This is a genomic window from Nitrospira sp. T9, assembly GCF_052156535.1.
GTDB lineage: Bacteria > Nitrospirota > Nitrospiria > Nitrospirales > UBA8639 > Nitrospira_E.
On record NZ_JBQKUP010000022.1, the window covers coordinates 68850 to 94778 of the forward strand.

Annotated in this window: 24 protein-coding genes; 1 reads left to right on the forward strand and 23 read right to left on the reverse strand. The window is 50.9% G+C overall.

Annotated features, from left to right (window positions below):
• Window positions 1-87: 87 nt before the first annotated feature.
• The 15 genes from ftsA to asnS form a co-directional block, all read right to left on the reverse strand.
• Entirely contained in the window at window positions 88-1341 is a 1254-nt protein-coding gene (gene ftsA, locus ACTRXD_RS02595) for a cell division protein FtsA (RefSeq protein WP_442430293.1), read from the reverse strand.
• A 3-nt stretch (window positions 1342-1344) separates the two neighbouring features.
• Window positions 1345-2166: a cell division protein FtsQ/DivIB gene (locus ACTRXD_RS02600; protein ID WP_442430294.1), complete on the reverse strand. Its 822-nt coding sequence runs from the start codon at window positions 2164-2166 to the stop codon at window positions 1345-1347.
• The gene (locus tag ACTRXD_RS02605) at window positions 2163-3131 is read right to left on the reverse strand and encodes a D-alanine--D-alanine ligase family protein (protein WP_442430295.1); all 969 of its coding nucleotides are present in this window, start codon (window positions 3129-3131) and stop codon (window positions 2163-2165) included. Before ACTRXD_RS02605 ends, ACTRXD_RS02600 begins: the two co-directional genes overlap by 4 nt.
• Window positions 3132-3207: 76 nt before the next feature.
• A complete protein-coding gene (murB, locus tag ACTRXD_RS02610) occupies window positions 3208-4128 on the reverse strand; it encodes a UDP-N-acetylmuramate dehydrogenase (RefSeq protein WP_442430296.1) in 921 nt (306 codons plus the stop codon).
• Window positions 4129-4166: 38 nt separating this feature from the next.
• On the reverse strand, window positions 4167-5546 hold the full coding sequence (murC, locus tag ACTRXD_RS02615) for a UDP-N-acetylmuramate--L-alanine ligase (RefSeq protein WP_442430297.1): 1380 nt from the start codon (window positions 5544-5546) through the stop codon (window positions 4167-4169).
• 313 nt (window positions 5547-5859) lie between these two features.
• A complete protein-coding gene (gene murG / locus ACTRXD_RS02620) occupies window positions 5860-6948 on the reverse strand; it encodes an undecaprenyldiphospho-muramoylpentapeptide beta-N-acetylglucosaminyltransferase (protein WP_442430298.1) in 1089 nt (362 codons plus the stop codon).
• Window positions 6949-6965: 17 nt separating this feature from the next.
• Window positions 6966-8144, reverse strand: coding sequence for a putative lipid II flippase FtsW (gene ftsW / locus ACTRXD_RS02625; protein ID WP_442430299.1), 1179 nt, complete (start codon window positions 8142-8144; stop codon window positions 6966-6968).
• Entirely contained in the window at window positions 8145-9548 is a 1404-nt protein-coding gene (gene murD, locus ACTRXD_RS02630) for a UDP-N-acetylmuramoyl-L-alanine--D-glutamate ligase (protein WP_442430300.1), read from the reverse strand.
• Between the two features lie 31 nt (window positions 9549-9579).
• Window positions 9580-10656: a phospho-N-acetylmuramoyl-pentapeptide-transferase gene (mraY, locus tag ACTRXD_RS02635; RefSeq protein WP_312646141.1), complete on the reverse strand. Its 1077-nt coding sequence runs from the start codon at window positions 10654-10656 to the stop codon at window positions 9580-9582.
• Window positions 10657-10786: 130 nt separating this feature from the next.
• On the reverse strand, window positions 10787-12202 hold the full coding sequence (locus ACTRXD_RS02640) for a UDP-N-acetylmuramoyl-tripeptide--D-alanyl-D-alanine ligase (RefSeq protein ID WP_442430301.1): 1416 nt from the start codon (window positions 12200-12202) through the stop codon (window positions 10787-10789).
• A gap of 15 nt (window positions 12203-12217) precedes the next feature.
• Window positions 12218-13732 (reverse strand): UDP-N-acetylmuramoyl-L-alanyl-D-glutamate--2,6-diaminopimelate ligase, encoded by a 1515-nt coding sequence (locus ACTRXD_RS02645; protein WP_442430302.1) that lies wholly within the window; start codon window positions 13730-13732, stop codon window positions 12218-12220.
• Between the two features lie 3 nt (window positions 13733-13735).
• Window positions 13736-15505, reverse strand: a complete 1770-nt coding sequence (locus ACTRXD_RS02650; protein WP_442430303.1) for a peptidoglycan D,D-transpeptidase FtsI family protein — start codon at window positions 15503-15505, stop codon at window positions 13736-13738.
• Window positions 15502-15849 carry a hypothetical protein gene (locus ACTRXD_RS02655; protein ID WP_442430304.1) on the reverse strand — a complete coding sequence of 116 codons (348 nt, stop codon included), beginning with the start codon at window positions 15847-15849 and terminating at the stop codon, window positions 15502-15504. Before ACTRXD_RS02655 ends, ACTRXD_RS02650 begins: the two co-directional genes overlap by 4 nt.
• Window positions 15846-16766 carry a 16S rRNA (cytosine(1402)-N(4))-methyltransferase RsmH gene (rsmH, locus tag ACTRXD_RS02660; RefSeq protein WP_442430305.1) on the reverse strand — a complete coding sequence of 307 codons (921 nt, stop codon included), beginning with the start codon at window positions 16764-16766 and terminating at the stop codon, window positions 15846-15848. Before rsmH ends, ACTRXD_RS02655 begins: the two co-directional genes overlap by 4 nt.
• Before the next feature lie 186 nt (window positions 16767-16952).
• A complete protein-coding gene (gene asnS / locus ACTRXD_RS02665) occupies window positions 16953-18254 on the reverse strand; it encodes an asparagine--tRNA ligase (protein ID WP_442430306.1) in 1302 nt (433 codons plus the stop codon).
• Window positions 18255-18366: 112 nt separating this feature from the next.
• On the opposite strand from asnS, the gene ACTRXD_RS02670 reads away from it, so the two are divergent.
• Entirely contained in the window at window positions 18367-18687 is a 321-nt protein-coding gene (locus tag ACTRXD_RS02670; protein WP_312646130.1) for a rhodanese-like domain-containing protein, read from the forward strand.
• A gap of 50 nt (window positions 18688-18737) precedes the next feature.
• Here the strand turns inward: ACTRXD_RS02670 and ACTRXD_RS02675 are convergent, their stop codons facing one another.
• The 8 genes from ACTRXD_RS02675 to zapB all read right to left on the reverse strand — a co-directional run bounded on the left by ACTRXD_RS02675 (window position 18738) and on the right by zapB (window position 25907).
• Complete coding sequence (locus tag ACTRXD_RS02675) at window positions 18738-19667, reverse strand: NAD-dependent epimerase/dehydratase family protein (protein ID WP_312743888.1); 930 nt, start codon at window positions 19665-19667, stop codon at window positions 18738-18740.
• A 64-nt stretch (window positions 19668-19731) separates the two neighbouring features.
• Window positions 19732-20514, reverse strand: a complete 783-nt coding sequence (locus ACTRXD_RS02680) for a TlyA family RNA methyltransferase (RefSeq protein ID WP_442430307.1) — start codon at window positions 20512-20514, stop codon at window positions 19732-19734.
• Window positions 20515-20580: 66 nt separating this feature from the next.
• Entirely contained in the window at window positions 20581-20826 is a 246-nt protein-coding gene (gene xseB / locus ACTRXD_RS02685; RefSeq protein ID WP_312646127.1) for an exodeoxyribonuclease VII small subunit, read from the reverse strand.
• A 112-nt stretch (window positions 20827-20938) separates the two neighbouring features.
• Window positions 20939-22282 (reverse strand): exodeoxyribonuclease VII large subunit, encoded by a 1344-nt coding sequence (gene xseA / locus ACTRXD_RS02690; protein WP_442430308.1) that lies wholly within the window; start codon window positions 22280-22282, stop codon window positions 20939-20941.
• 7 nt (window positions 22283-22289) lie between these two features.
• Entirely contained in the window at window positions 22290-23069 is a 780-nt protein-coding gene (locus ACTRXD_RS02695) for a TIGR00282 family metallophosphoesterase (protein WP_312743874.1), read from the reverse strand.
• A 20-nt stretch (window positions 23070-23089) separates the two neighbouring features.
• Window positions 23090-24652 carry a ribonuclease Y gene (gene rny, locus ACTRXD_RS02700; protein ID WP_312646124.1) on the reverse strand — a complete coding sequence of 521 codons (1563 nt, stop codon included), beginning with the start codon at window positions 24650-24652 and terminating at the stop codon, window positions 23090-23092.
• A gap of 711 nt (window positions 24653-25363) precedes the next feature.
• Window positions 25364-25657: a cell division protein ZapA gene (locus ACTRXD_RS02705; RefSeq protein WP_312743868.1), complete on the reverse strand. Its 294-nt coding sequence runs from the start codon at window positions 25655-25657 to the stop codon at window positions 25364-25366.
• A 16-nt stretch (window positions 25658-25673) separates the two neighbouring features.
• Entirely contained in the window at window positions 25674-25907 is a 234-nt protein-coding gene (gene zapB / locus ACTRXD_RS02710; RefSeq protein ID WP_312646122.1) for a cell division protein ZapB, read from the reverse strand.
• Window positions 25908-25929: the final 22 nt, after the last annotated feature.

The following is a 25929-nucleotide window of genomic DNA, read 5'->3' on the forward strand; positions in this document are numbered from 1 at the left end:
CTGGTCGCCCGTGGGGACATTTGATTGATGACTCACCTTGGCTCGCGAAGCAGGCACGGATCCATGATCCTCCTTTCCTGTCATGATTTAAAAAAAGTTCATGATCCATCCCTTCATTTTCCCGACCAGACCACCGGCCCACCGCCCCGATTTTTTGCCTTTGCCGGCTCCCGGGCCCACTAGTTCAAACTCATTTTCGTGACTCACCGAATGGACGATAAGCCCGACAGCCGTCGAGTAGCTTGGATTACTGACTATTTCCCGTAAACCTTCCACTCCGATTGGCCTCCCTAACCGCACCGACAGATTAAGCACGTGTTCCGCCACTTCGGCCATGCCCGGGAGTAAGGAGGTTCCGCCCGTCAACACGCCTCCAGCCACCAGCATGCCGTCATACCCGGCTCGACGGATTTCACGAAGCACGAGCTCGAACATTTCTTCCACCCGCGGAGATAGAATTTGCGCGACCAAGGCTCGAGGCATCACCCGGGGCGGCCGTCCTCCGACACTCGGCACTTCAATGCATTCGTCCTCATTCACAAAGAGACTACTGGCCACCCCATATTTCAGTTTAATTTTTTCCGCCTCCTCCGGCGCGGTTTTCAATCCCATTGCCAGATCCCCGGTGAGATGGCTCCCTCCGATGGGAAGAACCGCCGAGTGCCGGATACATCCCTCGACAAAGATCGCAATATCGGTGGTTCCTCCCCCGATATCCACCATCACGACCCCCAGATCTTTTTCCTCATGGGTCAGCACGGCCGCGCTGGAGGCTAACGGCTGCAACACAATATCGACGACATCCAATCCCGCCCGGCTGACACAGCGGATCAGGTTTTGTGCGGAGGTGACCGCTCCGGTCACAATATGCACGTCGACTTCCAACCGTGATCCCGCAATGCCTAATGGATCCCGAATCCCTTCCTGATCATCCACAATAAATTCCCGGGGAAGCACATGCAGAATTTGGCGGTCCGGAGCCGGCACGGCGCAGGCTCGTGCGGTATCGACGGCCCGACGGACATCCGCCTTGGTCACTTCCCGTTTTTTTAAGGCCACCACGCCTTGTGCACTTTCACTCCCGATATGGCTTCCCGCAATCCCCGTATACACCGAATTGATTTGGACGGCCGACATCAATTCTGCTTCCTCCACGGCCCGCTTAATGGACTCCACGGTACTGTCCATGTTGACGACCATGCCTTTTCTCAACCCGTTTGAACGATGCGAGCCCACTCCGATCACATGAATGGAGCGATCATCCTGGATTTCCCCCACCACCGCACAAATTTTTGTTGTCCCGATGTCCAGTCCCACGACGATGTGTTCTTTTTTGGTCATGTCCTATAGTGTCCTCTTGCGAAAAATGACTTTTTGAGCAAATCGCAAATCCACTTCTTGCGACCGACCTTCAATTTTATCCTTCACGGTGGGATACAACACCAAAAATCGTTGCCACTGGTCTTCCACCTCACGCCCGAATTGAAACCGGACATTGGGGAGATCCACGATCGTTGTATGAGGTTGCGACACATCAATCCGTGGTCTGCCCGAAAACTGCTGGGACAGCAACGCAGCAATGTGAATACCCTGCTTGGCGCGTCGATGGCCTTCGGCTTGGTGCTGTGTCATAAATGTGGAGGTCACCCCATCAACAATGGGCAATGTCGTCCCTGCCTGAACCTTCCCTTTCGGCAACAGATACCCTTCTGCATCCAAATAATAGGGTTCGGTTGGTGATCCAAACACCGCTGCCGGCTGACGCTCAGTCACCTGGATCACCAGTGAATGGGGCAACACCCGCTCAAAGTCGACCGACCCAATCCAAGGATGCGATTCCAACCGGGTCGCGAGCAGCTCTGAATCCACAGAGAACAAACTGGTCTGTGGCGCCAAGTCCAGCTTCGTCAAAATTTCATCGCGCGTGACTCGATCCAAACCCACAACCGTGATCTGTTGGATTTCCGTCCACTCATCCGCCCACCGCATCACCTGACGTCCTCCCACTACCACCGCCACAATAAGACAGGCCAGGACCCCTCCGATCACGACACGCCGGACCCGCAAGGCTGTTGATGATGACTTCGCTTTCCCCGGTCCTCCGGTTTTTTTAAGGGGCCGGTTTTTTCGAGGCCGTTTCGTGTTAAGGGATTCTCCCGATATCATGACGCAGAACTCCTGGTGCTCCTTTTTTTCCCGGAGGACGGGACCAGCCTTTTCGGTAGGGCCTCACGCAATATCCGTTCAACCAAATCATCATAGTCCCACCCGATCTGTGCCGCTGCCATGGGAAGCAAACTCCGTTCAGTCATGCCGGGAATGGTGTTCAATTCGAGAATATACGCACGTCCGTTGGTATGAATGCGAAAATCGACTCGCGCGGCACCGCGACACCCTAAGGCCTGATAGGCACGAAGGCTGTAATCACGGAGAGTGTTTTCCAGTTTTGAAGAAAGTGAAGCCGGACACTCATAACGAGTTGCCGCCTTTCCATATTTGGCCGTAAAATCGTAAAAGCCCCCGGGAACGATGATTTCTACGCCGGGTAAGACCTTGTTGCCAAAAACGCCCACCGCTATTTCCCGACCGGGAATATATTTTTCCACCACTGCCTGCTCCCCATATCGATAAGCTTCTTGCAAGGCCTCCGTCCATTGAGATGGCTTGCGCACGATCGAGACACCAAACGTAGACCCCTCCGCACAAGGCTTCACCACCACAGGCAAACCTAAGCTGGGAGGTGGACGAACCGGGATCATTTTGCCGGATACGGTCATGCCCGGCGGGACGGGTACCTTGGCAGCCTGAAGGACCACACGCGTCAATCCCTTGTTCATGCAAACGGCACTCGCAGTTACGCCCGATCCGGTGTATGGCATCTTCATGACTTCCAACATCCCTTGAACCGTGCCGTCTTCCCCTCCGGGTCCATGCAAGGCGAGAAAGGCCACCGAAATTTTTTTTGCCCGTATCTGATGCGGCAATGTGGCATCGACTTCAATGGGAATGACCGTATATCCACGTCGTTTCAACGCATCACAGATTGAACGCCCCGTCCTGAGCGAAATCTCTCTCTCAGCTGAAGATCCCCCCATCAGCACACCGATTCGCAAAGATTTTTGTGTCATCATTCTCTCTGTCTTCACCTTGTGATATGCCTTTCACTCCGATTACATCTCTTCCTCACCACCAATAATCCCGGCATCACTACGATTCTCCAATAATTTTCCATTCAAGCTGAAGACGGACCCCAAACTTTCTCGCCACGGTTTGCCGGACTTTTCGAATCAAGGCCAGGACCTGGTCGGCGGTGGCCGCTCCTCTATTCACAATAAAGTTGGCATGTTTGGTCGATATTTCAGCATCACCAATCCGCGCACCTTTTAATCCTGCGGCTTCAACTAACCGTCCGGCAGAATCTCCCGGCGGGTTTTTAAACACGGACCCGGCATTCGGAAGGGTTAACGGTTGGGTCTCCCGCCGGTACTGCAGATAGGTTTTGGTTTTCGCCTCAACCTGCTTTTTATCCGAGAGAGCCAACTGGACCCACGCGCCAACAACGACGCCTTTGGGGAGCGTCGCCTTCCGATAGGTAAATGACATGTTGGAAGCTTCGATTCGTACGCGATGTCCACGAAGATTCACCAAATCGACGGCATGCAAGACCTCCTGCATTTCCCCCAACCGCGTTCCGGCATTCATCACCACCCCTCCACCGACGGTTCCCGGAATTCCAGCCGCCCACTCCATTCCGGACAGATGATGCCCCACCGCAAATTGCATCAACCTGGGCAACCGCACCCCCGCCTGGGCATATACCACGTGACCGGTTTCCTCATGCATCCCGGTTAAGTGTTTCAATTGCATGACAATGCCTCGAATCCCTTTATCGCGAACGACCACATTGGTCCCGCCTAACACCACGTAGGGAATCCCTTCTGTTCGAGCCCCTACGATCACGCGCATGACGTCTTCCACATCCAGGGGAAAGATCAGGACATCCGCAGGGCCTCCCACCTGCAACGACAGAAGAGGCGCCAGGGATTCGTTCCAGTGGACTTCTCCTTTCACATGCTGCACGGCTCGTTGAAGCCGTTTTGCTGTCAGTGTCGGCTGACCAATCTTCACTTGTACAATCCTCGACTTCCATGACTCACCACATTCGGTTACAACGATTCCAATAATTCCGTTCCGACTTTCCAGACATCCCCCGCACCCAGGGTCAACAGGACATCGCCCTCACGAAGCTCCTCACGCAATTTGGTGATCAAACCGGAGTCACGATTGAGCCATTGGACAGAGGGATGACCAGACGCCCGAATGGTGTCGGCCATCATTTGTCCGGTGATCCCGGGGATCGGCGCCTCACCGGCGGGATAGATATCCATGACATATACGCGATCCGCCTGTTCGAACGCCTTAGCAAACTCGTCGGCAAGGTCCCTGGTTCTTGAAAACCGATGCGGTTGGAATACCACGATCAACGGGCGCTGCCATGCGGCTCGCGCCGCCGCCAAAGTGGCACGAATCTCGGTAGGATGGTGCCCATAGTCGTCCACCACCACAATGCCGTTTTTTTCTCCACGAATCTGGAACCGCCGCTCGACTCCGGCAAAAGCCGCCAGCCCTGCCCGGATCAAATCCACGGGCACATCCAATTCCAATGCCACCCCGATGGCCGCTAACGCATTGGCCACGTTATGCACACCCGGGATTCGAATGCGGAAGGGCCCGAGCTTTTGATCCCGGTAATGCGCCCGAAATTCGACACCCATCGCTTTGGTTTCAATGTCCGTCGCAAACAAATCAGAGGTCAGCACACCCGAAAAATCACTCATGCCGTACGTATGATATCGCTTCACCACCCGAGGCAGGAGCTTGCGAATCCAGGGATCATCGGCACACACAATCGCCACGCCGTAGAATGGAATCTTATTGATAAATTCTAAAAATGCCTCCTGAAGACCTTCCATGCTTCCGTAATGATCGAGGTGCTCACGGTCGATATTCGTCACGACCACGATGGAGGGTGACAACCGCAAAAACGACCCGTCACTCTCGTCGGCTTCCGCGATCAGCAGATCACTCCGGCCCAAACGCGCATGGGTCCCCATGGCATTCACCTTGCCCCCAATCACGAATGTGGGATCGAGGCCGGCTTGCGCAAGAATCGATGCGACCATCGACGTCGTCGTGGTTTTTCCATGAGCGCCGGCAATGGCAATGCCGTACTTCAATCGCATCAGCTCTGCCAGCATTTCCGCTCGTGGAATGACCGGGATCACCTTGGCCCGGGCCGCACGAATTTCCGGATTGGACCCGGCAATGGCCGACGACACCACCACCACTTGCGCCCCTTCCACATTCGATTCCTGATGTCCGATAAACACCGTGCCCCCTAATTCCTCTAACCGGCGGATCGTGTCGGACGCTCCCACATCGGAGCCGGTCACCTTATACCCTAATGTGAGGAGCACCTCTGCGATGCCACTCATCCCGCTTCCTCCAATACCGACCAAATGAATGTGCTGAATTTTTCGAAACATAATGTTTTAGACTTCCAGGGTTGAAGGGAGGTTCACCGAAGACGTTCAGTTGATGCGTCCACTGCTGGGGACGCATGGCCTGTAGGTCTGGAGGGATAGTCTCAATACCGGGTCGGCCTACCGGACTCGCGACTTCACCATAAGCCTCTCGTGTGACACGACGACTATTTTGGATCTTCCAGACGTGGCCATGACAGGACTTGCTCTTCATTCCCTGTAAGAGTCCCTCCTCATTAAAGATTGAATAGGTTCAGACAATGGTTTCTACTTTGACTCTATTGATTGTTCATCCGTGCCATATTTCCCCTGTGTTTCACGACGCCACCGGATGCCCCACCAGCGAGAGGCATTCATTCACCATTTGCTCTGCGGCGTTGACTTTCCTGAGGATCCAGCTCTGTCCTGCCATTTCCTGTAGGTGGGGAATATCCAACATCAATCGTTCAATTTCTTCTGCCAGCCGCTGCCCGGTGAGGTCGGATTGCAAGAGCACTCGAGCCGCTCCGGCCGTTTCCATGGACCTGGCATTCATCTCCTGATGATTGTGTGTCGCCTGGGGAAACGGGATCAGAATTCCGGCTTTTCCATATGCAGATAACTCAGCCAATGTGCTGGCCCCGGCCCGACAGACGATAAGATCCGCCTTGGCAAGCTCATGAGGCATATCAAAGAGAAACGGGCGGACATCTACCTGAACGCCCAATTGTGCATAGCCGGCCTTGACCCGTTCGAAATCGTCCGCTCCGGTTTGATGGGTGATGGTCACCTGCTCCCGCAGCCTCGATGAAATCTCCACAGCCTCCAACATGGCCGAATTAATCGCCCGAGCCCCTTGGCTCCCGCCAAAGATCAACAGATGGGAGATCTTCTGCGGAGGAACCGGAGGAGATTCCAAGGCAAAAGCCTTTCGAATGGGTGTGCCAATCACCTTGACTTTCGATGAGGAAAAGAAAGGTTTTGCACTGTCAAAGGCGAGAAAGACTCTGTCGGCCAATGGACCCAACACCCGATTGGCCAATCCCGGCATGGCATTCGGTTCCAACAGGACTCTGGGAATATTCAACAACCAGGCCGCCACAACCACGGGAGGACTAAAATACCCGCCCGTCCCAATGACCAGATCGGCTCGATGCCCGCGGAGAATCTGAATCGCACGCCATAACGACTTCGGGAGCAGCATGAGGGAACGCACCATGCCAACCAGCCCTCGGCCCACAAAACCTTCAACTGTGATCGGTTCAAACCCAAACCCTTCTTTCCCCAGAATTTCTCCCTCTAACGACTTCCCCGTCCCGACAAACACAATGCTCCCCCCAGGGTCATGCTGTTGAAATTCTTTGGCATACGCAATAGCCGGAAACATATGACCTCCCGTCCCACCCGCAGCAATGACGACCCGCATTACATCTTTCTCTTCACTTAAGGGCCGGCTCGTCCCTGTCGAGCCACACTCAGCAAAATTCCGAGAGCTAACATGGTGACCAGCAACGACGACCCTCCGTAACTGACCAAGGGAAGGGTTAAGCCTTTTGTAGGCAACAGCCCACTCACGACGCCTGCATTGATCAGGGCCTGAATACCCAGGAGCAAGGTAATGCCCAAAGCGAGATATCGCCCAAACAAATCGGGTGCCAAGGCCGCCACTCGAAATCCTTTACACACTAAAATGGCAAACAGGGCCAACAACCCGCAGGTTCCAATGAGGCCCAGCTCTTCTCCCACCAAGGCCAACACGAAATCGGTATGGCCTTCCGGAAGAAACATCAGCTTTTGCTTGCCCTGCCCAAGACCGACACCAAATAATCCGCCATTTTCCAAGGCCAGGATGGACTGGACAAGTTGATAGCCTGCACCTTGTCGGTCCGCGAACGGATTCATAAATGTCGTCATCCGTTCCCATCGTTCAGGACTCATCCAGATGAGAGCACCCACACCCAAAATCATCGGCCCACCTAAATAAGCCAAGTGCCGCACTCTCGCTCCGGCCAGATACATCATGCCGACGAACACCAGGCTGATAACGACGGTACTTCCTAAATCCGGCTCCACGACAATGAGCCCACACATGATGCCCACCATCGCCACAGGGGGAAGAAACCCTCGTTGCCAATCAGTGACTCGCCGTTGCGGGTTGGAGAGAAACGCCGCGAGGTACAGCACAACGGCCAGCTTGGCCATTTCCGTGGGTTGAATGGAAAAAAATCCAAGCGCGAGCCATCGTCGAGCACCGTTGATTTGAGGGCCCACAGCCAGGACCAGCAGTAATCCAACGATACATCCTCCGACAACCATTGGAATCCATTGCTTCCACTGGCGATAGTCGATGAAGGACCCGACCAATAGGACGCCAAATCCCAACAGCATCCACACGATTTGTCGTTGGAGGTAATAGGTGGCATTGGTAAATTTATTTTCCGCCATGACCCCACTGGCACTAAACACCATGACCAATCCCCCAAGGGACAGTGCCAGGGTGATTCCCACGATCAGCGGATCGATCCGCCTGGAACCGATGCCCAGATTCCCAGGGAACAGATCCGCCCATGCCCGGGATTCCACATGGGAGTTTTTACGCCGCAAGATAGCTGGAATACCCATTTAGTGAAGTTCTCCGACAACCCGCTTAAATTCAAGTCCGCGATGATGATAATTCCGAAACATATCGAAACTGGCGCACGCCGGGGAAAACAACACCACATCTCCACCGGACGCGAATGTCACGGCCTGGGACACCGCATCCGTCAAGCTGGTTGCGAGGGCCACCGGCTTGACCTGATCCAAGGCCTGGAGAATTTTCTGAGTCGCTTCTCCGATCACCACGACCCCCTTGACCTGTCGTTTAATACTGTCAGTCAACTGCGAAAAATCACCGCCTTTGTCTTTTCCACCAAGAATCAAGACCAAGGGCTCATGAAAGCTCTGTAAGGCTTTGAGGGTGGCGTCCACATTCGTGCCTTTCGAATCATTGACAAAGGTGATGCCCTTCCACTCCCGAACTACCTCTAAGGCATGCTCAAAGGTCGGCGTGGCCTGAAGAGCACGAACCATATCCTCTGCTGAACATCCACAGAGAAATCCGACACACATTGCCGCCATCGCATTTGCCACGTTATGGTCTCCCCGCATCGGGAGGGCATCACGTGAAGAGATGAAAAAATCCTTTCCGTGCATCCGTGCTCTTATCTCGCCTGCTTCGAGATACACCCCCTGATTCACTTTTTTGGCAAGACTGAATTCACAGAGGCCTGCCCGTGCCGACAATGCCAGGGTTCTCACCACAGGATCGTCCACATTAATCAACGCCCAATCCTGAATCGTCTGATTTTCCAAGATACGCTGCTTGGCAGCCCGATAGTCTTCTGGAGTGGGATGTCGATCCAAATGATCCGGCGTCACATTTAACAATGCGGCAACCCAGGGCTTAAACAGGTGGATCGTTTCTAATTGGAAGCTCGAGACTTCTGCGACAATATACTCATAGTCAGGCCCAGGAGACGGGTCCGTTTGCTTACGCACCGCCTCACATAATGGAATGCCCAGATTGCCGCCCACAAATGCCCGCTTTCCACAATGTTGCAGGATCGATCCAATGAGGCGTACCGTGGTACTTTTCCCGTTTGTTCCGGTCACCGCAATGATGGGAGCCCGAAGAAACCATCCGGCTAACTCAATTTCCCCAATAACCGGAATGCCCCGTTGGACAATCTCCCGGAGAAGACGATGGTCCTTGGGGATCCCAGGACTGACGACCAGGAGGTCGAGGTCCCTCAACCCGTCGGCAACTTCATCCCCTCCGAGCACTCGTACGCCTCGAAAACGATACGCTGCGGATGTGGACTCAACATCCTGACTTGTGTGTTCTTCGACGATCGTCACCACCGCACCAAGATCCAGAAGGAGATCGGCAGCCGCTCTGCCGCTTCGTCCGAGGCCAAACACCGTGACACGCTTACTTGGCCAACTCGTCATGGGAAACACGGGAGTGACGTTCACGGTTTCCATGGCTCCACAGGGTTCCACAAAGATCCTCTGCTTAGCGTAACTTCAATGTGCTAATACTTAAGAGGCCCAAAATGATCGCAATAATCCATAAACGCACCACCACTTTGGGCTCTTCCCAACCCTTCAGTTCAAAATGATGGTGCAATGGCGCCATAAGGAAAATTCGCTTTCCCCTGGACTTAAACGATGCCACTTGAAAAATCACGGACACCGCTTCCATCACAAAAACTCCGCCAACCAGAATCAATAACAATTCATGTTTGCACACCACTGCCACCGTCCCTAAGGCCGCACCCAGGGGTAAGGATCCCACATCGCCCATGAAGACCGACGCGGGATACGTGTTAAACCAGAGAAACCCCAATCCCGCCCCAACAATAGAGGCCGTCAGGATGGCCAATTCCCCAGCTCCTTCAATATGAGGGACGAGCAGATACCCTGAGACCAATTTATTTCCAACCGCCCAGGCCACCACCGAATAGGCCATCGCTGAAATAATGACCGGTCCGACGGCCAAACCATCCAGCCCGTCAGTGAGGTTCACCGCATTGGAACACCCCACAATGACTAGAACGGCAAATGGGATGTAGAAGACTCCTAGATCTGGAGTAAAGTTTTTGAAAAACGGCACACTGAGTTCCGTGGAATAGCCGGGAGAAAGATAAAAAAAGAGCCCAATGCCCAACGCCACTCCTAACTGTCCAACGATTTTTTGCGTGGCCGTCAATCCCTTGGATTGGCCACGTAAAATTTTTATGTAATCATCCACAAATCCGATCATCCCGAAACCCACCAGCGATAGGAGGACCAACCAGACATAGAAATTGGAGATATCCGCCCACAACACGGTTGAGAGCAAAACCGAAAAGATGATGAGCAATCCTCCCATCGTAGGGGTACCGGATTTTCCCAGATGCGATTGCGGGCCATCAGTTCGTATTTTTTGCCCGAGTTTCAAGGTCTGCAATTTTTTGATCATGGGAGGGGCCAGGAAAAACACAATCAGAAAAGCGGTCACTGCCGCATAAATAATGCGGAAACTGAGATACCGAAAGACATTGAAGATGGCAAATTCGGTATGAAGGGGATAAAGCCAGAGATACAGCATTAGGATGTACTTTCTTCTGGTAGAGGAAAAGAAACCTCGTCCAGATATTGTTGCTCATTCATCATCACGGTCAGACGTTTCACTCTCAAGGACTCCTTATGGCCCTGGCGTCCAGCCCAATTCGTGCAGACTAGGACCCGGGGCGAACGGCATCGAGCACTCGTTCCATTTTTGCTCCACGGGAAGCCTTAATGAGCACAGCATCCCCACGCTTCACAATGGTTTTCAGCAAGGCGCCGGCTTCCGTGGCATCTTTTACCACGGACACCTGTGTGGGTCCGTGTACTTTTTGAGCACCTTCGGACATGTTGTGTCCAAACGCACCACAGGCAATTAAATGGGTGACATGGTGCTTGGCAGCATCGCGTCCAATTTCCTGATGAAACTGCGCCTCTTTAGGCCCCAACTCAAGCATGTCACCCAATACGGCGATCGTCCTTTTGGCCACATTCAGTCCAACAAGCGATTCCAACGCGGCTTTGACTGAAGCAGGGTTGGCGTTATAACAATCAAAGAGATACAGCACTCCACCCCACCTGCGGATCTCCGACCGCATGGGAGCGGGGCGAAACTTTTGTAATCCTGAAACAATGTCATCGCCCGACAATCCCATGGCACAACCCACTGACGCGCCGGCCAGGGCGTTAGAAACATTGTGCGGGCCCATGATTCGCACACTGGCTCGTTTGGCCAATTTTCGATGAGGTAAGAACAGGCGAAATTCCGTTCTCCGTCCGTTCCACTCCAAGTCGGCCGCCCGAACATTCGCCTGAGCCGACATCCCGAATGAGATCACCGGGCATTTCGCTTTCCGGGAAAACATTTCAAAATATCGGTCATCTGCATTCAGAATTGCCGCATCATCAGTTCGAGGAAGCCAATCCAATAGTTCAGCTTTCGATATGGCCGACCTGGCCTTTGTGCCGTAAAATTCCAAATGGTCGGGACCGACATTGGTGATCACCCCTGCCGTAGGCCTGGTCATGTCACACAATTGAGTCGTCTGCCCCACTTGATCCACCCCCATTTCAATTACGGCAGCCTGGTGTCGGGAGTGAAGACCCAGGAGCGTCCTGGGTACACCTATGGCATTGTTAAAATTCCCTTGAGTTTTATGGACGCGCCAGCGAGTCGCCAGCACCTGATACACCATTTCCTTTGTCGTCGTTTTTCCATTGCTGCCGGTAATGGCCACCACCGGAATTGAAAAGCGCAATCGATGGAATCTGGCTAGGTCCTGGTAAGCTCGCAGGGTATTGTTTACCGCCACCACCATGACAGGAACCGGGCCAGCCTGACGTACTTGCGTCAACATCTCCCGGGCCTGCGCCTCCTCAACCACCACACCTCGGGCTCCCAGCCTGCAGGCCGTTTTCACAAACTCATGGCCATCGAATTTCTCCCCTTTCAAGGCCAGAAACAAATCACCGGATTTAATCTCCCGCGAATCAGTTTGCACTCGAAGCATTCTCCCTTTCTGTGGTCCCTGTAGGAGCAACCTCCCCTCAGTCGCATCGAGCACTTCATTGATCTCAAAAGCTGCCATATTGAATCGTCAGCGCTACCGGGAACCCATCTGTCGATGGATGGCCTTCCTGGCCTCTTCACGATCATCAAAATGAATTTTTTGTGTGCCGAGAATTTGGTAGTCTTCATGCCCCTTTCCCGCAATCAACAACAGATCTCCGTCCCTGGCTTCTGAAACCCCGGCATGAATGGCTTCGGCGCGATCGGTAATAATCTGATAGGAACACCGTTCGTCTGGAAGCAGAGATTGAATGCCCTGTTCGATTTGAGTCAGAATTGTTTCAGGATTTTCCGTTCGTGGATTATCGGACGTGACTATCACCACATCGCTATGTCGTGCCGCAACCTGCCCCATCTTGGGACGTTTTCCGGGATCCCGATTGCCCCCACAGCCAAATAGGGTAATGATGCGTCCTTTTGTAATGGCCTGCGCCGCGCGAAGCAACCGATACAGCGCATCTTCGGTATGCGCATAATCCACGACGACCGTAAATGGTTGGCCTTCATTGATACGTTCAAACCGTCCGGGTACATTGGCCACTGACTGCACGGCTTGTTCAATCATCGGAACCGTCATGCCCATTTCCAGACCAATTCCGATTGCAGCCAGCATATTCGACACATTATGTTCTCCCACCAATTGGCTGTTGATTGTCAACGGGCCCTTGGGACTGTTCACCAGAAATTCCGTTCCTTCCATAGAAAGGCGGACGGATTCCGCTCTGATGTCGGCGTGGGAATGAAGCCCGTATGTCCAGGTCGGAATGGAACAATGTTGAAGAATCAGGCAAGCCCGTTCATCATCCGCATTGACGAGGGCTCGTTTGGGGCGGGTCTTCTGACCGTTATCGACGCATTCGGTAAATAAACGGAGTTTCGCCTGAAAATAGGCATCCAACGTGTGATGAAAATCTAAATGGTCTTGCGTCAAATTGGTAAACACGACTATGTCGAATTCACAGCCGGCTATCCGATCTAAGGCCAACGCATGGGAAGAGACCTCCATGACCGCGACATCCATTCCGGCATTGACCATAGTGCTCAACATGTCCTGTAGCTCGACAGGAGCCGGAGTGGTATGTGACGCCACACGGCGCTCTGTCCCGAACACATAGCCTACGGTCCCCAACAGTCCCACATGATGTCCTTGAGCTTCCAGCAGGGATTTGGCTAAATGCGTCACCGTGGTTTTGCCATTCGTCCCCGTGACCCCCACCATGTGCAGGTGGGCAGACGGCATACCGGAAAGTTTTGCCGCCAACAACCCCAAGGCCTTCCGGGAATTTGTCACTCGAATGAGCGCAGACGAGTTTCCTGCTAATGGTGGATTCTGTATCTCAAATCCCTCCTCCACCACCACACCAACTGCCCCTTGCTTTTGAGCCAGTCTCACAAACTGATGTCCATCATAGTGCTCCCCTTTGATGGCCACAAATACTGAACCAGGCTTCACTTGCCGGGAGTCCTCGGTAACGAATACAACCTCTGCCTGAAGATCCCCTTCACGTACCACCGTATCCAGTGAGGCAAGAAGCTCTTGAAGCGTCACAGATTACTGCACAATGGGCTGCGGTGAAGGAATTGGCGAATTTGCCGCAGCCGTCCGAATAACTGCGGATCCACCCGGCAACACTCCCAAATGGGGCAAAACGCGCTCTGCGACCTTTCGAAAGACCGGAGCGGCAATTTCCCCACCCCAGTTCCCAATCGTCGGCTCATCAATGACGACTAACATGGCAAGACGCGGGCGCTCGACTGGTGCAAATCCGACAAACGAGGCAATCACTTGCGAAGAAGAGTAGGACCCGGTTTTCGGGTCAATTTTTTGAGCCGTCCCCGTCTTTCCCGCAGCGCGATATCCGGCAAGCCTGGCACGCTTGCCTGTTCCTGCCTCTACGGCCAGTTCGAGAATCCGAGTTAACGTGCCGGTTGTCTCAAGCGAAATGGGTCGCCGTTTGGGTTGTGGATCTTTGGTCAAGACAGCCTGTCCGTTTGAGTCCAGGATCGAAGAGACGACGTAGGGCGTCATCAGCCAACCACCATTGGCCACCACTGACATAGCTGTGACCATTTGAATCGGGGTGACGGCGATTTCCTGACCCATGGCAATGGAAGAAAGGCTTCGACCGCTCCATTTATTGGGCTCTCGGAGTATCCCTGAGGACTCTCCCGGAAGATCAATTTCGGTTTTTTCTCCAAATCCAAACGCTTTTAAATATCGAAAAACCCGGTCTTGCCCTAATTCCATGGCGACTTTGATCGCCCCCACATTACTCGATTGCGCCACCGCTTCGGAAAACGTCATCCAACTGGTTTTTGCCGGATCATGAACAATGGTCCCTGCCACCGACATCTTTCCGTCTCCCCCATAAATTAACGTGTCTGGAGACATCACCTGCTCTTCAAGCGCCGCCGCTGCCACCACAATTTTCAACGTTGACCCCGGCTCATAGGGATCCGTCACCAGTCGATTTCGCCAATCCTGAGTGGAAAACTGCCCTAAGTGATTAGGGTCAAAGGTGGGATGAAGTGCCCACGCCAGAATCGCTCCGGTTAAGGGGTCCATGATCACAATGCTTCCAGACTTCGCGCCGCTTTGCTTTAAGGCTTGCGCCAACTCCGCCTCCGCAATGAATTGGACAACCTCATCTATGGTCAACGTGAGATGATACCCAGTCGACAAGGGTACGGAATCATGACTTGGGGGTGAGGCAAGCTTTCTGCCCAAAGCATCCCTTTGGTATTTCACCAGGTTTTTTTCACCCCGTAGATAGGACTCATATTGAAGTTCCACCCCTTCTAATCCCTGGCTATCAATTCCGGCAAACCCCACGAGATGAGATACCAATTCTCCCTTGGGATAAAAACGATGCGGTTCTTTGGTCAATCCCAACCCGGATATATTCAACGCCTCCACTTCCTTGACGACGGGTTCCGGGATATTGCGTTTAACCCAAACGTATGGCTGATTTCGTGTGAACAAATCGCGTAATTCCTTGACTGGCATTTGTAAGATCGGCGCTAAGGATCGGGCAACCCGTTGTGGATCATTCAAGGACGGTGGCCTCACATACAATGAGGACACTTCCACATTGAGAGCCAGTGGATGCCCTTGTCGATCAACAATGACCCCTCGATCCGGCTGAACGATCACGGTTTTTTCGTGTTGCTGTTGTGCCTGATGAGCCCCAACGTCCGCTTGAAGGACCTGTAGGTAAAACAGTCGGCAACCGATAAGCACAAACCCGCAAAGGAGGCCCAAGCAGACAATGCCACTTCGGATTCGACAGACGGGATGAATGTCCTGAGATGGAGTTTTCACGGAAGGCTCACGACGGTATTGCCAAATTCACGGACCAGACGCACAGGAAAATTTCCATCCGATTCAGACTGGGGTAACGTATCCAGCGAGACCATAACGATCTGCCCTTCCTGAGCCACAGTGAGTCCCAATTGACTTTGCGCCCGTTGGGCAACTCGTTGCGGATCCGTTAACTGCGACAGCCGAACCTGCAAACCTTCTTGCTCTTTTTTGAATACCGCACGCTGAGTTTCTAACTCTTCAATGGCATACCCCAGTCGCCACATGTCTATCTTGACCCCAACATAGAGCAGACACCACACCCCCAATAGAATCATGACGCCAAGGAACACGTTTTTCCTCATAGGGTCTCTCCTTCCGGAAGGCGCTCGGCCACACGTAACTTAGCGCTTCTGGCACGAGGGTTTTGTTGTATTTCCAACACACTCGGAATCACAGGCTTCTTGACCAGCAATGCAACTTTTGGATGCTCTCTCTGTGCCAGAGAACGAAACGTCTGCTTTACAATACGATCTTCTAACGAGTGAAATGCGACGACACACACCCTTCCGCCATCCTTCAGCAGGTCGATGGCATCCCGAAGAGCCGGCTCGAGCAAGTCCAACTCACGATTCACGCGTATCCGAAGCGCCTGAAAGGTTCTAGTCGCAAAATGTAAGCGCCCCTTTTTGTAGACATAAGGAAGCGCACCCTCAAGGACAGACACCAAGGCCTGCGTGGTTTGAATAAGACCGGCGCCCCTGGCCTGAACGATTGCACGGGCAATTCGACGGGAATACCGTTCTTCACCGTAGGTAAAAATGACATCCGCTAATTCTTTTTCCGGAAGATGATTCACCAGATCAGCTGCTGTGACTTTCTGGGTTTGATCCATTCGCATATCCAATGGCCCACTCAGGGAAAAACTAAATCCACGCTCTGCCTGGTCCAACTGCAACGATGACACCCCTAAATCAAACACAACACCGTCAACCTTCTCATAGCCGGACTCCTGAACAAAATCTCGAATGTGGGAGAAATTCCCATATAGTATCTTTACAGACGATTCATATTCACTTAATGTCTTCTTCGCAAGAGCAACGGCCTGATAATCACGGTCCAAACCAATAATATGAGCATTTTTTCCGGTTTTTTCCAGTATCTTCAGCGACGTTCCACCAATTCCAACAGTACAATCAACATAGATCCCACCCGGAAGCGGATTAAGCCAATAACAGATTTCCTCTACGAGTACCGGTATATGAACATCATTCATGCACACCTTGTTTCATTTTTACAATATATGTGGAATTCATCCCACTTCCTCCCACATTTGGAAGTATACAACCCTCGCCTATGATGTCAAGCACTCAGAAAAGGTTGCAAGAAGGTAGGAGCTAGAGAATAAGAAATTTAGGAGCCATGGCCATAATATTTGTGAACCTCAAGGTATTCCCCAATAAATATTTTAAGGATACAACGTATAGAGCATCCTGGGGAATGGAATCGTTTCTCGAACATGGTCCAATCCACAAATCCAGGCGACGACTCGCTCAATTCCCATACCAAAACCAGCATGAGGAACCGTTCCGTATCGTCGCAAATCCACATACCACTTAAAGGCCTCCTCAGGAAGGTCGTGAGCTTTAATTTGCGTCAGCAATTCATCCAAATCATGGATTCGTTGGCCTCCTCCAATAATTTCTCCATACCCCTCCGGCGCGAGCATATCCATACATAATGCCAAGTCTGGCCTCTCTGGATCTTTCGCCATATAAAATGCTTTGGCGGCAGCCGGATATCGATGAACAATCACCGGACGATCAAATTCTTGCGCCAAAGATGTTTCGTCATCGGCTCCGAAATCATCGCCGAATTGAATAGCGACCCCCTTTTGATGAAGACGCGTCAGGGCCTCTTCATAGGTTATTCGCGGAAAGGGTTTGGCCATGGCTTCTAATTTTGGAATATCCCTTTCTAGGATTTCCAGTTCAGGTCGACGAGTTTCTATGACTCGCTGAATAACCGTTGAAACCAATTCCTCTGCCAGTTGCATGGCATCCGGCAGGTCGGCAAAGGCCATTTCCGGTTCAACCATCCAAAATTCCATCAAATGACGTCTGGTTTTTGATTTTTCCGCTCGAAAGGTTGGACCAAAACAGTATATTTTCCCAAAAGCCGTCGCAGCCGCTTCTCCATATAATTGACCGCTTTGGGCTAAATAGGCTACCTGGTCAAAATATTGAGTTTGAAATAAGGTCGTGGTGCCTTCGCAGGCGTTTGGAGTAAAAATCGGCGTATCAATTAAGGTAAAATCTCGATCATCAAAAAAATTCCGACACGTCCGGATTATTTCATGGCGAACCCGTAAAATGGCGTGCTGGCGTCGCGACCGCAACCAGAGATGCCGATACTCCATCAGAAAACCAACTCCATGGTCTTTGGGTTGTATGGGAAAGGGTTCTGCAATGTGAATCACTGACAATGTGGATACATCAAGTTCAAATCCACCTGGCGCTCGAGCATCCCTTCGAGGTTTTCCAGTCAGAATCACAGAAGACTCTTGGGTTAACTGACTACACAAAGAAAATTGGTCCTCACCAACCTCACCTTTGCTTAAAATAGCCTGGAGATCTCCTGTGCCATCACGCACCATCAAAAAGCTTAATTTTCCGCTCGAGCGTCGGTTGCGGATCCATCCCTTGATGGTAATGTTCTGGCCTTCAAACTGTGAAATCTGTTCAATCGAGACGACCGACTGTTCCGGCATGATGCTGCTCCCTCCCGCTCTCGCAAAGAAAAAATTGACACCCTGAAAATTCAGCCGCTATGATCATTTGTCTATAAAGAGATACCTCAGGAACGTAAGGAGGCTTTCAAATATGAGTTACACCATCACTGTCAGTGAATTAAAAGCTCGGATGGATAAAGGCGATAAAATTTTCTTGTTGGATGTCCGAGAACCCCACGAATACTCCCTGGCAAAAATAGAGGGATCAGTGCTGATTCCTCTTGGCCAGGTTCCCCATTCCCTGAAACAATTGGACCCGAGCGCTGAGATTGTTGCGTATTGTCATAAAGGAATGCGGAGTGCGGATGCCGTGGGATTTCTTTTGCAACAGGGATTCTCGAATGTTAAAAATCTGATTGGAGGAATTGAAGCCTGGTCCATTGAAATCGACCAATCCGTTCCCAGGTATTAACCGAGAAGCTACCAGGTGAAATCATTCTCCTTCTACGCGCAACGGAGAGGTTATTTTCCGGTTCCACGAAAAAAATCGACTGTCCGGGTAAGCCCTTCCTGCAAAGTAACCTGAGGATCCCAGCCAAATACCTCTCTGAGTTTTGTCACATCCAACACACTCCTGAATTGCTCGCCTTTCTTTGCCGCTCCATATAGCTCTTTGCATTGACACTTCGTTAAACTTTTAATAATTCCATAACATTCGTTGATAGTCGTCTCCTGGCCAGTTCCCACATTAAAAATTCCCCGAACATCCTCTCCCAAGGTCACCAAGATCGCTTCCACCGCGTCATCCACATAGATAAAATCTCTTGTTTGCTTCCCAGTTCCATTGACAATCGGTTGACCACCATCCAACATTTGTTTTGAGAAAATAGCCACGACCCCTGCCTCCCCCTCAGAGTCCTGCCTGGGCCCATAGACGTTCGCAAAACGAAGCGCCACATACCTGAGTCCGGTCGCATTTGCGTAATAGGCTAAATATTTTTCTCCAGCCAGCTTACTGATTCCATAAGGAGAAAGAGGTTCTGTCCGGTGCGATTCTGCGGCCGGAAATATTTCCTGTTCCCCGTAGACCACACCACCAGACGATGCAAATGTCACCTTTCGCACACCCTGCTTCACGGCATGCTCTAAAACATTGATGGTCCCTAAAATATTGACTTGCGCGTCAAACCCCGGATCATCCGTGGAATGGCGTACACTCATTTGCGCGGCCAGATGGACGACAATTAGGGGACGCTCATTTCGGAATACCCGTTCAATCCGCTTACTCTGAATATCCATTTTATAAAATTGGGCTTTTTTATTGACATTCTTTCGTTTCCCTGTAGAGAGGTTATCAACAACAATCACCTCATTGCCTTCCTGAATCAACCGGTCAACCAGATGTGATCCAATGAATCCGGCTCCCCCGGTCACCAGAATTTTTGTAGACATGCCAGACTTTCTCCTTTTACATGATTAGGTTAAGAGGATACTGCGAGCCATTGGCTTGCTTCCTTCAGTACTCATCTTCCCGTTTTTTCATTCCCACCAACATCTCTTTATTTCCTTTTTTTCCCAACAAGGTCGAATCCATGACACCAATGACGTCGAGATGAAGGCTACGGACATAATCCACAAAATCGTCCCTCACCTGCTCACGCAATCGTTCATCACGGACAATGCCTCCCTTGCCGACTTGTCCTTTCCCAACTTCAAACTGCGGCTTGACCAAGGCGACAAGATACGCCTGATCACGCAGGGCAGGCAAAATCACCGGCAACACCAAACGTAGGGAAATAAATGAAACATCGATTACCGCCAAATCAACCGGCTCAGGAATATCTTGGGGGCACAGATGGCGGATATTGCAACGGTCCATGACCACAACACGAGGATCCGTTCTCAGCTTCCAATCTAACTGCCCATACCCTACGTCAATGGCATAGACTCGATTGGCTCCACGTTGCAGCACACAATCTGTGAACCCCCCGGTGGATGCACCCACATCCATCACCACACAGCCTGAACAGGAAATAAAAAATGCATCCAAGGCAGGTGCCAGCTTTTCACCGGCTCGGCTGGCATAGGCGAATTCCGGCTTCGTCACCTCCAGCGAAACAGTTGTCGCAACCAGCTTTCCTGGTTTATCTATAAGGACCCCATTAACTTTCACTCGACCGGCAAGAATAAGTCGGCAGGCCTGTTCTCTGCTTGCGACCAATTCCTGAGTTAGGACAAGGGAATCCAGTCGTTCTTTTGAGGGTCTCCGGGAAGGAGCTGATGGCTGAGCAGCCTTCATAAGTTCATGTCCACAAAGCAGACAATGCGAAGATCACCGATTGAGAGAGGTGGTCGTGGAGGAAATTTAGGATTCTGGTAAATTGGAATCCTCAATCGAAAAAGCCTGTATACGCTTTCTTCCATCCTTGTCTTGCACAAGGATCTCCACTTTGCGTTCTGCATCATCCAGCATTTTCAGGCAGGTTTTTGAGAGCTTGACTCCTTCCTCAAAAATCCTCAGGGATTCATCCAAGGAAAGCTCCCCGCGCTCCAACTCGGCCACGATAGTTTCCAGGCGGGACAGTGCTTTTTCAAATTTCAGTACAGCCATAAATATTGTCCGAAGATGATCAGTGATTCAGTTCTCTCGTATCATGGGTTCATGATCTATTAACCTGACATGTATTATAGCCATGCCGGAACATGAAGCAAAAGGAAATTTCTTACGTTGAAGGATGGGTACGCTTTACCAGACAAATCAATTCGCCTTCATGAAGTCTGGTACGTACAGACTCTCCCACCGAAACTTCTGTTGATTGCTTTACAACTTTTCCATTTTGCAGCTTGTGAACAATGCTATACCCCCGCGCTAAGACCGCAAGGGGACTTAATTGATTCAGCTGAGACATCCACAATTCTGTCTGATGGCGTTTATCAAGAATGCATCCCGACATACCGCGTACAAGCCGAATTCCTCGGTCAACCAAAGCCCGTTGCTGCCGATGAATGTCAATCAGAGGATTCCTCTCCCAAATTGAGGACTGATGCTTCAGCAATTGCACCTGGAGATTCCGACACCAGTGCTTCATTTTTACATAGAGTTGCCGCTCTAACTCATCCACCTGTTGCACAAATTGTCCAAGCACGAGTCTAGGCTCAGGCAATCGTCCAGTCATTTCCTGAACTTGCCCTCTCCACGCGACACATACACTCCTCATAGACCGTTCCAATCGTACTCGTTGATGGCCCAAGTGATGCCTAACCGTTGAGCAATCCGGAACCGCCAACTCTGCCGCAGCAGAGGGAGTGGGAGCCCGAAAATCAGCAGCTAAATCTGCGAGCGTCAGATCGGTTTCATGGCCAACAGCCGACACCACCGGAATCCTGGAAGAGGCGATAGCTCTCACCACAATTTCTTCGTTAAATGCCCAGAGGTCCTCCAACGATCCTCCACCACGCCCGACAATTACCACATCCAGTTTGCCTAATTGGTTGAGCACCCCGATAGCCTTAGCGATTTGTCCGGCAGCTTCATCCCCTTGCACGGGAACAGGAGCAACCAATACTTGCGCAAAAGGCCAGCGACGATGAATGATGGTCAGCAGATCATGGATTGCAGCACCGAAAGGCGATGTCACCAGACCAATCCGATGCGGATACAGTGGAAGCACCTTTTTTTTCGAAGCTTCAAATAATCCTTCGGCTTCCAACTTTGCTTTCAGTTGAATAAAGGCTAATTGGAGCGCACCAACACCCTTGGGCTCAACCGCCTCCAAGAGTATTTGATAGTCTCCACGTGGTTCATACACTGAAAGCCGACCGAATACAAAGACATCCAAACCTTCCTGAAGCGCGAATTTCAGGCGTTCGACCTGACTACGAAAGAGCACAGCTCTGATCTGACTCGATTGGTCTTTCAGGGTAAAATACCGGTGTCCCGAAGACGGGCAGCGAAGGTTAGAAATTTCCCCTTCAACCCAGAGTGGAGGAAAGTTTTGTTCGAACGTTGAACGAATCTGTCGGGTGAGAGCCGAGACGGTAAGCACTGAAGGGAAAAGCCCTGGCACGGATACGTTACTCAAACACACGAAGGCGCGTGATGTGAGTGGTTTTTCCAGTTGAGTAATTAAGATTTAACACTGCCGCACTTAAAACAGAAGGTCCTGTCGCCACTTCGAATCTTTTCGGAAGTTGGGTCAGAAATTTCTGAATCACCAAGTTTGGTTTCATCCCGATGACGGATTGAACAGGGCCGGTCATTCCGACATCGGTTAAATATCCCGTTCCCTGAGGTAAGATTTGTTCATCAGCAGTTTGAACATGCGTATGCGTTCCAAGGACCGCAGATACCTTGCCGTCTAAAAAATACCCCATCGCCATTTTTTCTGAGGTGGTTTCGGCATGCATATCCACGAGAATACAGTGGGTCTGTGTCGTTAATTGAGCCAATTCGCGTTCCGCAACCCGAAAAGGGCAGTCCACCATGGGCATAAACACTCGCCCCATAAGTTGCAAAATCCCCAGACGCTCACCATGAATGGTTTCTACAACACACGTACCTTTTCCTGGAACTCCATCAGGATAATTCGCGGGACGGATCACGCGCTGCTCTTTTTGCAGATACTCTAAAGCTTCACGTTTATCCCATGCATGATTGCCCAGTGTAATGACTGAAAGACCCAGATCAAACAAGTCTTCGGCCACTTCCTGTGTGATGCCAAACCCACCTGCCGCATTCTCCCCATTGCCAATAACCAGATCAATCTGATGTTCCTGGATAACCTTTGACAGATGCTTTAAGATCACCCGACGGCCAGGCTCTCCCATGATATCTCCGATAAACAGTACGTTCATGATCTCCTTTACTTACAGAGCTATTTGGCAAATTCGATAAAGCGATTTTCTCGAATGACTGTCACCTTTATCTGTCCAGGGTATGTCAGTTCTTGTTCAATCTTTTTGGCCAAATCTCGGGACAGGGCAAAACTTTCACTGTCGTTTAATTCTCCTTGACGAATTATTACCCGAATTTCACGTCCAGCCTGAATTGCATAGGCCTTATCAACCCCTGTAAACCCAGTAGCTAAGGATTCCAGCTTTTCCAATCGCTTGACATAGGCTTCGAGAGTTTCGCGTCTGGCACCCGGGCGGGCGGCCGAGAGAGCTTCCGCTGCAGCCACTAATACCGATTCAGGACAAAGTGGCTCAACTTGTTCGTGATGGGCAGCAATGGCATTCACAATGAGCTCCGACTCTCCATACTTCTTTGCCAATTCCGCCCCGAGCATCGCATGCGTACCCTCCTCTTCATGGCTAACCACTTTTCCTATATCATGCAAGAGGGCTCCCCGCTTAGCCAATTTCACATCTAACCCCAGCTCTGAAGCCATAATCCCACAGATATATGATGCTTCCCTGGCATGATATAAATTATTTTGGCCATAACTGGTTCGATATTTCAGACGACCCAATAATTTGACAATTTCAGGGTGAAAATCTGAAAGACCGACTTCAAAGATAACTTTTTCAGCATCGTCTCTCATTAACTTATCTAAGTCGCCTTTGACCTTTTCTACGACTTCCTCAATCCGAGTCGGATGAATGCGCCCATCCTGCATGAGGCGTTCAAGTGCAATTTTCGCGACTTCCCTCCGAAGGGGATCGAAGCCGGACACGATCACTGCCTCCGGGGTTTCGTCAATAATAAGATCAACGCCGGTTGCTGCCTCCAAAGCCCGAATATTTCTTCCCTCGCGACCGATAATCCTTCCCTTCATGCTATCATTCGCGAGAGGAACCACTGAAATCGTGGCCTCGTTGACGTAATCTCTTGTGATCCGCTGTATCGACCGGGTTACAATTTCTCTAGCCTCTCGTTCAGCGGTTTCTTTAGCCTCATCCAAAATTCTTTTTGTTAACAACGCCGCATCCATTCGTGCTTCACTTTCAATTTCACCCAACAACTGGCGCTTGGCTTCCTCGGCCGTAATTCCTGCCACCTGCTCCAGGGCAAGACGGTGCTCCTTAATGGCTTGGTCGCACGCAGCAGCTTTATTGACCAGAGCTTCTTCCTTCTCCTTAAGGGAACGCTCTTTTCGTCGCATCTCCTCATCACGTTTTTCAAATTGGTTGATCTTACGCTCGAGAGCTTCTTCTCGCTGGATGATTTTTCGATCCGCGGCTTGAATCTCATTTCTCTTTTCCTTTTCTTTTGTTTCAAGCTCAGACTTGGCTTGAAACAGCAGATCTTTTACTTCGATTTTTGCTTCTTTGACAAGATTTTCTGCCTCTCGTTGAGCATTTTGGGTGAGCTGTTGAGCTTGCTCCTCAGCTGCTGACCGACGCTTCAAGTCTCTCTGTTGCTGATACACCTTCGATAACACAAATCCAAGAAAAAGCCCGATAACCACTGCAAGTATGGGAATTACCGTGTCCATTGGTTAGCTCCTATTCGTTTCCTCATGTCACAATCACGAGAAAGATTCATCTTCCCTCTGTTAGGCGGAAACAAACCCGCAAAACCACAGGGGAAAATCAGAAAAGGAAGGAAAACAAAAACTGGAGAAAAGCCTATCTGATGGGACAGAAGGCCCATATTTGCAGGAAACGAGGAGGAGGAAAAATAGGGCAACTCTTTAAGCCAAAAGGGCCCATAGCAACACACAAAGTACTCACCCAATGAATCCAGTCTTCACATTTACTGCTTGAATTAGAAGAACATGGATACAACAAAGGCCAAAAATTTAAAATTTTTAGATCAAAAGGCGAGCCATTTGGATAGAAATGAGCAATTTGCCTCGTAAACAACGATTTCCAAGAATTCAATCTGCCCTTAAATAATAAAATTTCCCTACCTCGTACAATCCCATCATACAAAAAACCCACAATGACTATGAAAAGACTTGTCATAGTGGGCCTCCAGTTCAATTCCCTCCACAAGAGGGATATTCCTTTCTTTCTTTGAAATTCAATAACTTATGAAAAGTAAAATATCAGAAGACGATGAGGAATTTCAATAATGTGCCATTTGAATGATGGGAATAGACCGACAACATTCCGCCCACGAATGGAACGAAGCACTTCAACCAATTGATTTCAAAGGTAATACCTAATTAACGCTGGACGAGAGGAAATGACGGAGAGAATGGTTAATGCGGGTTGGCCGCGAGATGTTTTTCTATCGTTTCCAGCAGGACTTGGGTCCGTCGCTCAATTTCAGCTTCTCCAAACTGCCGGTGTCTCTCCTGTCGAAAGAGCTGATCCGTAATGTTAATTGCGGCCAAAATAGCCAGCTTTGTGGGAGTACTTGTTCGGGTTTTTTGGGCGAGGGTACGCATTTGCGCATCAACATACCCGGCCAACTCATGAAAATACGCCTCATCTCCCTCCCCTTGGAGAGAGATTCGATGACCAAAGATTTCGACTTCAATGGTCCTCGTCATTCTTAAGTCCTGTAGGTTAATCGTTTGAACGGTCTAAAAATTCAAGCTCGCCCAGCACTTTTTCAATTCTGGATCGAATCGTGGTTCGCTCCTCTTCCCATCCTTCAGACATTTCTTCGTGTTTGGCCAGCCGTTCCCGGGTCGATTCCAACTCCTGTTCAAGATGGGATTTATCCTGCCGTAGTTCAATAACCAGATCAAGTAATTTTTTAACTCGAACCTCCAACGTTTCTAATTTCTCTACGCTCACGTGCACGCCTCCTTATTCACAA